The organism is Embleya sp. NPDC050154 (assembly GCF_044460165.1).
In the GTDB taxonomy this organism is placed as follows: Bacteria; Actinomycetota; Actinomycetes; order Streptomycetales; family Streptomycetaceae; genus Embleya.
In genome coordinates this window covers 1-1,659 of sequence record NZ_JBITJP010000076.1, presented here as the reverse complement: position 1 = coordinate 1,659, position 1,659 = coordinate 1, and the positions used below count along the sequence as shown (strand labels likewise).

Sequence of the window (1,659 nt, the reverse complement as noted above, 5' to 3'; positions counted from 1 at the left end):
AGAAGCCGTTGTCATACCGAACTTGGCGTCGGGTTATAGGACTTGGGTTCTCGTTGGAGTGGTCTCGGCGCTGAGAGCGCATGAAAGCAGGGCCTCTTGGAATCTCGGTGGGTGTCTACGCCATTCGAGGTCCAGGAGGCCCTGTTGTCACGGTTGTACGCGGTTGCGGCGGGCAAGTCCAATTCGCAGCCCCTGCAGTGTGATTGCCTCGCGCATGTGTACGGGAATGCGGACGGCCGGCCGGGCCGGGTGCGGGTGTATCCGTCGGACATGACGGACGCGGAGTGGGTCGTCGTCCGCGGCGCGCTTCCGATGCCCCGGTGGCTGGAGGGCCGCGGCGGGCAGCCGGAGGCATACTGCCACCGGGAGATGATCGACGCGGTCCGGTACCTGGTCGACAACGGGATCAAGTGGCGGGCGATGCCCGCCGACTTCCCGCCCTGGACCTGCGTCTACGCGTTCTTCCGCCGCTGGCGCGACCAGGGCTTGACCGGCGAGTTCCACGACCGGCTGCGTGCGCGGTGCCGCACCGCCGCGGGCCGGGCGGTGGAGCCGACCGCGGGCAGCATCGACGCGCAGTCGGTCAAGGCCGCCGCCTCGGTCCCGTCCGCGACGCGCGGCTACGACGGCGGCAAGAAGGTCAACGGCCGCAAACGGCACATCGTCGTCGACACCCTCGGGCTGCTGCTGACCGTGCTGGTCACCGCCGCGGACGTGACCGACCGCTGTGCCGCGCGCACCCTGCTCGCCCGGCTCGCGGGCGGCCCGTTGCGGAAGATCCGCCGGGTGTGGGCCGACGGCTCCTACACCGGCGAACTGGTCGACTGGGCGGACGAACACCTGGACATCGCCCTGACGGTGGTCAAACGCACCGACGACATGCACGGCTTCGTCGTCCTGCCGCGCCGTTGGGTGGTGGAGCGCACATTCGGCTGGCTGATGCGCTCACGCCGCCTGGCCCGCGACTACGAAACCCTCCCCACCAGCAGCGAAGCACTCATCCGGTGGTCGATGAGCATGCTCATGACCCGTCGCTTGGCCCGCCGCGCGGCGGCCGCGGCCCGTCCGCGGGCCGCGGCGTGAACACCCCCGGCACCTCCTCGGCCAGCCACCCCCGCGTCACCAGCCGTTTCGCCTTCGACCGCACCCCCTCCAACTTCGCCGGAACCGGCTCCAGACCCAGCCCACGCGCCAGATCCTTCGCGCGCAGCCCGACCCCACCACCCTCGTCCACCAACGCGACGATCCGCCGGTAGTCCGGCGCGAGTACCGCCACCGCCGTCCCCGCGCGCCGGTGCGGCACCACCGAACCGGACCTCGCCGGCTTCACGACGATCGGCACCGGCTCGACGTCCACGGCCTGCTCGACCGGCACCCGCGCATCCAGAGCCTCGGCCAGTTCCTCAACGGCGACCACCCGGCGCTCCAGCAGCACTTCGGCGTCCCGCAACAAGGCCAAGACCCGGTCGACCTCCGCGCGCAACTCCTCCACCCGCACCCGGGCAGCCGTCTCGCGCTCCTCCAACAACCCCATCACCGACGGCACCGGCAACCCCCACGAACGAAACGACGCGACACGTCATCCCTCCCGCACGGCACCAGACTTCATGCCCGACCAGCGGAAACGCAGGAACTACTTTCGATAAGACAACGGCTTCT

2 protein-coding genes are annotated in these 1,659 nt (G+C 70.2%); one reads left to right on the top strand and one right to left on the bottom strand.

Annotated features, from left to right (window positions below):
* Positions 1–111: 111 nt before the first annotated feature.
* Positions 112–1,083 (top strand): IS5 family transposase, encoded by a 972-nt coding sequence (locus tag ACIBSV_RS50640; RefSeq protein WP_395874795.1) that lies wholly within the window; start codon positions 112–114, stop codon positions 1,081–1,083.
* Here the strand turns inward: ACIBSV_RS50640 and ACIBSV_RS50635 are convergent.
* Positions 1,022–1,534 (bottom strand): hypothetical protein, encoded by a 513-nt coding sequence (locus ACIBSV_RS50635; protein WP_395874793.1) that lies wholly within the window; start codon positions 1,532–1,534, stop codon positions 1,022–1,024. The genes ACIBSV_RS50640 and ACIBSV_RS50635 overlap by 62 nt on opposite strands.
* Positions 1,535–1,659: the final 125 nt, after the last annotated feature.

Bases quoted from the DNA above. Each gene is read 5' to 3' on its own strand.
- ACIBSV_RS50635 (WP_395874793.1), bottom strand. From the start codon at position 1,534: ATGGGGTTGTTGGAGGAGCGCGAGACGGCTGCCCGGGTGCGGGTGGAG.